The organism is Bifidobacterium phasiani (assembly GCF_019331775.1).
Classification (GTDB): domain Bacteria; phylum Actinomycetota; class Actinomycetes; order Actinomycetales; family Bifidobacteriaceae; genus Bifidobacterium; species Bifidobacterium phasiani.
Map to the genome: position 1 here is coordinate 64,324 of NZ_JAHBBD010000016.1, position 6,461 is coordinate 70,784.

A 6,461-nucleotide genomic window follows, 5' to 3' on the forward strand; every position below is an offset into this window, starting at 1 on the left:
TACGTAGGATGGACGGCATGGTCTCACCGAACGGATTCGACGCGCTGCTGGAACAGTTCCTCGCCCACATCGACGTGGAGCGCGGCCTCGCGCCCGCGACGGTCCGCGCCTACGAGTCCGACCTGCGCCGCTACCTCGACTGGCTGCGGGCGCACGGCGTGGACGATCTGGCCGACGTGACCGCGCACGACATCGAACGGTTCGTGGCCGCGCTGGACGAGGCGGGGGAGTCCGCCCGCAGCAAGGCGCGCCGGCTGGCGAGCGTGCACGCGCTGCACCGGTTCGCGCTGGCCGAGCACGTCGTCGCCGACGACGTCTCCGCCGCGGTCAAGGCCCCGAAGGGCGGCAGCGCGCTGCCCGAGGTGCTCACCGTCGACGAGGTGGCGCGCCTGCTGGACGCGGTGCCCGAACCCGCGGCGCCGGCCGGGGGCGGCGCGGGCGGCACCGGGCCGCAGGACGCCGTGCTGCTGCGCGACAAGGCGCTGCTGGAGTTCATGTACGCGACCGGCTCGCGCGTCTCGGAGGCCGTGGCGATGGACCTGGACGACCTGGACCTGGAGGAGCGCGTGGCGCGGCTGACCGGCAAGGGCTCCAAGCAGCGGATGGTGCCGGTGGGCTCCTGCGCGTGCCGGGCCATGGCGCGCTACCTGGACGCCGGGCGCCCGGTGCTGGAGCGCCGCGCGCGCGGCGGGGCCGAGCGCCGCGCGGTGTTCCTGAACAAACGCGGCCGGCGGCTGTCGCGCCAGTCGGTGTGGGAGGTGGTCAGGGCCGCGGGGGAGCGGGCGCACATCGCCAAGCCGCTGCACCCGCACACGCTGCGCCACTCCTTCGCCACGCACCTGATCCAGGGCGGCGCCGACGTGCGCACGGTCCAGGAGCTGCTCGGCCACGCCTCGGTGACCACGACGCAGATCTACACCCACGTCAGCCCCGAGAACCTCATCGAGGCCTACCTGACCGCCCACCCCCGCGCCCGCTAGCGCGCGGCGGGCGGCGCGCCGCGGCGGCGCGGGCCGGGCCGCGGGACGCGGCGAACGAAATCAGCATGGAAACGAACCCGGATGTTGCTAAGGTGAACAGTATGCCTACGGATTTGCTTGGACGCGACTACGACACCTTCCCCGCACCGGAACCGCTGCAGCAGCACGGTCCGGCGCGCATCATCGCCATGTGCAACCAGAAGGGCGGCGTCGGCAAAACCACCAGCTCCATCAACATCGCCGGCGCGCTGAGCCAGTACGGCCGGCGCGTCCTGATCGTCGACTTCGACCCGCAGGGGGCGGCCACCGTCGGCCTGGGCATCAACGCGAACGCCGTCGAGAACACCGTCTACACCGCGCTGTTCGACATGTCCGTCGACCCGCACGAGGTCATCCACCCCACCGACTTCGAGAACATCGACGTCATGCCAGCGAACATCGACCTGTCGGCCGCCGAGGTGCAGCTGGTCACCGAGGTCGGCCGCGAGCAGGTGCTCGCCGGCGTGCTGCGCAAGGTGCGCGCCGAGTACGACGTCATCATCGTCGACTGCCAGCCTTCGCTGGGCCTGCTCACCGTGAACGCCCTGACCGCCGCCGACGGCGTGATCATCCCGGTGGCCGCCGAGTTCTTCGCGCTGCGCGGCGTGGCCCTGCTCATGCAGTCGATCGAGAAGGTGCAGTCGCGCATCAACCCCGGCCTGGAGGTGTACGGCGTGCTGGTCACGATGTTCACGCGCACGCTGCACTGCGAGGAGGTGCTGCAGCGCATCTACGAGGCGTTCCGGGGCAAGGTGTTCCATTCGGTGATCTCGCGCTCGATCAAGCTGCCCGACGCCACGGTCGCGGCCGCGCCGATCACCATCTACGCGCCGGGGCACAAGACCGCCAAGGAGTACCGCGAGGTGGCCCGCGAGCTGATCGCCAAGGGCATCGTCGCGTAGGGCGCCGCGCCGGACCGGTACCGCAATGGCTGGGTATCTCGAAGCGCAGCAGGCCGAGGCGCAGGCGCAGATCGGCCCGGGCTTCTCCGTCGACCTGGACGTGTACTCGGGGCCCTTCGACGCCCTGCTCGGCATGATCGCGAACCGGAGCCTGGAGCTGACCGAGGTCTCGCTGTCCGCGATCACCGAGGAGTTCCTCGCCTACGTGCGCGGCCTGGACGTCGCCGACAACATGGACGAGGCCAGCGCCTTCCTCGACGTCGCCTCGGTCCTCGTCGAGGCGAAAAGCGCCGCGCTGCTGCCCGGCGACGACGACGGCGAGCGCGACGAGCGGAGCATGGAGGCGCTGCGCGAGCGCGACCTGCTGTTCGCCAGGCTGCTGCAGTACCGCGCGTTCAAGGAGGCGGCCGGCGACTTCCGCGCGCGGCTCGCGGCGAACTCCGGGCGGTTCCCGCACCCGGCGGCCGTGGACGAGTCGGTCGCGGCGATGCTGCCCGAACTGGTCTGGACCCTGACCCCCGAGGACCTGGCGCGGCTGGCCGCACGGGCGTTCGCCAACGCGCCCGCCGGCGAGGTGTCGGTCCACCAGCTGCACGTTCCGCTGGTCGACCTGCGCGCCCAGTCGGCGCTGGTGCGCGACCGGCTGCGCGCGCTGCCGGCCGGCGGCTCGACGACCTTCGCCGACCTGGTCGCGGACGCGCGCGGCAGCCTCGAGGTCGTCGCGCGCTTCCTGGCCGTGCTGGCGTTCTTCAAGCAGGGGGCGCTGCAGTTCCGCCAGGCCGGCCCCTACGAGACGCTGCACCTGCGCTGGGTCGGGCCCGCCGGCGAGGAGGGCGACGTGGACATCAGCGAGAAGGATTTCGCATGACGGGAACGAACAGGGAGGCCGGACGATGACGCGGCGACCGATGGAACGGACGGAGGGGCGCACGCCGGGCGGGCCGGCGGCCGCGCCCTCGCGGCCCGAATACGTGGACTTCGACGTCGACGAGTTCCCCGGCGGGCTGCGCGCCTGCCTGGAGGCGATCCTCATGGCGGCCGACCGCCCGCAGCCGGCCGCCGACCTGGCGCGCGTCCTGGCGGTGGACGAGCGGCGGGTCGAGGGGACCCTGGAGGAGCTGGCCCGGGAGTACGGGGCCGACCCGCCGCGCGGCTTCGAGCTGCGGCGCACCGCGCGCGGGTGGCAGTACGCCAGCCGCGCGGCGTTCGAGCCGGTGGTCTGCGCGTTCGTCACGGACGGCCAGACCGCGCGGCTGTCGCAGGCCGCGCTGGAGGCGCTCGCCATCATCGCGTACAAGCAGCCGGTCACGCGCGCGCAGGTCGCGGCGATCCGCGGCGTCAACTCCGACGGCGTGATCCGTTCGCTTTCGGTGCGCGGCCTGGTCCGCGAGGAGGGCGTCGACCCGGACTCGCGCGCCGCGCTGCTGGTCACCTCCGGGCTGTTCCTGGAGAAGATGGGACTGGACTCGCTCGACCAGCTGCCGGGCCTGGCGCCGTTCCTGCCGGGTTCGGCCGCCGAGGTCGGTGCCGGGGATCCGGACGAGGCCGGGTCGGGCGGGCGGTAGACGTCCGTCGCCGTGCCGGACGGGGGCGCGCCGGCCGCCCGGTCATCGGCGCCGTGTCCGGCCGGGGCGATGCCGGCGCGCTCGTCCGGGTGGCGTATCGTGGGTACCACGATTCGAACGACGACGGGAACCGGTGAGGAAGGGAGCGCACCGTGGTGCTACAGATCAAGGACGTCCGCAAGCAGTACAGGACCGGCGACTTCGTGCAGCGGGCGCTGGACGGGGTGAGCCTGAACCTGCGCGACAACGAGTTCGTCGCGATTCTGGGCCCCTCGGGCTCCGGCAAGACGACGCTGCTCAACATCATCGGCGGCCTGGACCGCTACGACTCCGGCGACCTGGTGATCAACGGCACCTCCACCAAGCAGTACCGGGACCGCGACTGGGACTCCTACCGCAACCACACGATCGGCTTCGTGTTCCAGAGCTACAACCTGATCCCGCACCAGACGATCCTGTCCAACGTCGAGCTGGCGCTGACGATCTCCGGCGTGCCGCGCGCGCAGCGCCGCCAGCGCGCCCGCCGCGCCCTGGCGCAGGTCGGCCTGGGCGAGCACGTTCACAAGAAGCCCAACCAGCTCTCCGGCGGCCAGATGCAGCGCGTGGCCATCGCCCGCGCGCTGGTCAACGACCCGGACATCGTGCTGGCCGACGAGCCGACCGGCGCGCTGGACTCCGACACCTCCGTGCAGATCATGGAGCTGCTCAAGGAGGTCGCCAGGGACCGCCTGGTCGTCATGGTCACCCACAACCCGGAGCTGGCGCAGCAGTACGCCACGCGCATCGTGAACCTGCGCGACGGCCGCATCGTCGACGATTCCGACCCCTACGAGATCGACGAGGCCGGGCGGGAGCCGGCCGTGCACCGCACGATGGGCAGGGCCTCGATGTCGCTGGGCACGGCCATCGCCCTGAGCTTCACCAACCTGCGCACCAAGATGGCGCGCACCGTGCTCACCTCGTTCGCCGGCTCGATCGGCATCATCGGCATCGCGCTGATCCTGTCCGTATCCACCGGCGTGAACAACTACATCGCCTCGATCCAGCGCGACACGATGACCGCGTACCCGATCAGCATCGACGCGCGCAGCTGGGACTTCCAGTCCATCCTGGAGGGCGCCGCCTCGGCCGGCGACGAGGCCCCGGCCGGCCACGACACCGACGACGCGATCCACGCCGACGACTCCGGCTTCACCCAGGCCTCCACGATCACCAGCAGCATCGCGCAGAACAACCTGACCGCGTTCAAGCGGTACCTCGACGACCCGGACAGCGAGATCCACCGGTACGTCGGATCCAACGGCATCCACTACTCGTACGACGTCAAGTACTCGGTGGTCTCGCGCGACCCGGACGGCACGCTGGTCGACGCCGACGGCGTCACCTTCTCCGGTGGCTCCTCGTCGATGGCCTCGCGGATGGCGACCAACATGGGCATGATGAACGAGACCTCCGACGTGACCTCGATGCAGATGTCGATGCTCACCGGCGAGGAGGACGAGAACGCCGCGCCGAGCGCCTTCGGCGAGATCATGCCCGGCGACGCCGACGACCAGCTGATCAGCCCCGTGGTCACCGACAACTACGAGGTGGTCGCGGGCGCGTGGCCCGCCTCGCGCGACGAGGTGGTGCTCGTCGCCGACCGGAACAACGAGATCCCGCTGACCGTGCTGTACGAGCTCGGCCTGCTGCCGGCGACCGACTACGAGGACCTGATCGACCGCCTCGACGACGGCGAGCAGATCGAGGAGCAGGACATCACGGTCGACTACGGGCGGATCATGGACCAGACGCTGTACCTGATCCCCGCCTGCGACCAGTACGTCCGCGGCGACGACGGCCGCTACTCCTACGTGGGCGACGACCCTGAGCAGATGGCCGCGCTCGCCGAGAACGCGATGCGGCTGCGCATCGTCGGCGTGGTGCGGCCGACGCCGGACGCCGACACGACCGACATCAGCGGCACCGTCGGCTACACGCACGCGCTGACCGACTACCTGATCGACTACACCGCCGACAGCGCCGTGGTCGCCGACCAGGAGGCCAGCCCGGACGTCAACGTGCTCAACGGCATGACGTTCTCGCCCGCGGACGACGCGACCAAGGCGGCCGACGCCCGCACCTACGTCGCCGGCCTGGGCGTGACGCAGAAGGCGCAGCTCGCCGCCTCGCTGATGGCGCAGGCGGGCGGCGCCGCGGACGGCGCGGCCGGCGCCGGGACGGGCTATGCCGGCACCGGCGCGGCGGCCGCCGGCGCGGGCGCCGAGGAGGCCCTCGCCCAGCAGCTCGACGCCTACCTCGCCACGGCGGACGACGCGACGTTCGTCGCGATCTACGACGACTACGTCTCCACCGGCGACTACGACGACAACCTCGACGCGTTCGGCGTGATCAGCCGCGACGCCCCCAGCTCGATCCGCATCTACTGCGACAGCTTCGAGGACAAGGACGGCGTCTCCGAGGCCATCGAGCACTACAACGACGACGCCTCCGAGGAGGACCGGATCACCTACACCGACTACGTGGGCGCGCTGATGAGCTCGGTGACCACGATCGTCAACGTCATCACCTACGTGCTGATCGCCTTCGTGGCCGTGTCGCTGGTGGTCTCCTCGATCATGATCGGCATCATCACCTACATCTCGGTGCTCGAGCGCACCAAGGAGATCGGCATCCTGCGCGCGATGGGCGCCTCGAAGCGCAACGTGTCCTCGGTGTTCAACGCCGAGACCGGCATGATCGGCCTGTGCTCCGGGCTCATCGGCATCGGCGTCACGCTGCTGCTGCTGATCCCCGGCAACGCGGTGCTGCACCACTTCATGGGCACGGACGAGGTCAGCGGCGTGCTGCCCGTGCAGGGCGCGGTCGCGCTGGTCGTGCTCAGCGTCGTGCTCACGCTGATCGGCGGCATCATCCCCTCGCGCAAGGCCGCGCGGCAGGACCCGGCCACCGCGCTGCGCACCGAGTAGCCCTCC

General features: G+C 71.1%; 5 protein-coding genes. All 5 read left to right on the top strand.

The window, feature by feature from the left end; all coding sequences use genetic code 11:
* Positions 1 to 17 precede the first annotated feature (17 nt).
* Complete coding sequence (xerD, locus tag KIH73_RS07530; protein ID WP_219082136.1) at positions 18 to 980, top strand: site-specific tyrosine recombinase XerD; 963 nt, start codon at positions 18 to 20, stop codon at positions 978 to 980.
* Positions 981 to 1,081: 101 nt separating this feature from the next.
* Positions 1,082 to 1,921: a ParA family protein gene (locus KIH73_RS07535; RefSeq protein ID WP_219082138.1), complete on the top strand. Its 840-nt coding sequence runs from the start codon at positions 1,082 to 1,084 to the stop codon at positions 1,919 to 1,921.
* Positions 1,922 to 1,946: 25 nt separating this feature from the next.
* Entirely contained in the window at positions 1,947 to 2,789 is an 843-nt protein-coding gene (locus tag KIH73_RS07540) for a segregation and condensation protein A (protein ID WP_219082140.1), read from the top strand.
* A gap of 40 nt (positions 2,790 to 2,829) precedes the next feature.
* On the top strand, positions 2,830 to 3,486 hold the full coding sequence (scpB, locus tag KIH73_RS07545) for an SMC-Scp complex subunit ScpB (RefSeq protein ID WP_219082142.1): 657 nt from the start codon (positions 2,830 to 2,832) through the stop codon (positions 3,484 to 3,486).
* Positions 3,487 to 3,641: 155 nt separating this feature from the next.
* Entirely contained in the window at positions 3,642 to 6,455 is a 2,814-nt protein-coding gene (locus tag KIH73_RS07550) for an ABC transporter ATP-binding protein/permease (protein WP_219082156.1), read from the top strand.
* Positions 6,456 to 6,461: the final 6 nt, after the last annotated feature.

What these genes read in the sequence shown, in the direction of transcription:
- xerD (WP_219082136.1), top strand. Translation starts at nt 18, where the DNA reads ATGGTCTCACCGAACGGATTCGACGCGCTGCTGGAACAGTTCCTCGCC.
- KIH73_RS07535 (WP_219082138.1), top strand. Translation starts at nt 1,082, where the DNA reads ATGCCTACGGATTTGCTTGGACGCGACTACGACACCTTCCCCGCACCG.
- KIH73_RS07540 (WP_219082140.1), top strand. Translation starts at nt 1,947, where the DNA reads ATGGCTGGGTATCTCGAAGCGCAGCAGGCCGAGGCGCAGGCGCAGATC.
- scpB (WP_219082142.1), top strand. Translation starts at nt 2,830, where the DNA reads ATGGAACGGACGGAGGGGCGCACGCCGGGCGGGCCGGCGGCCGCGCCC.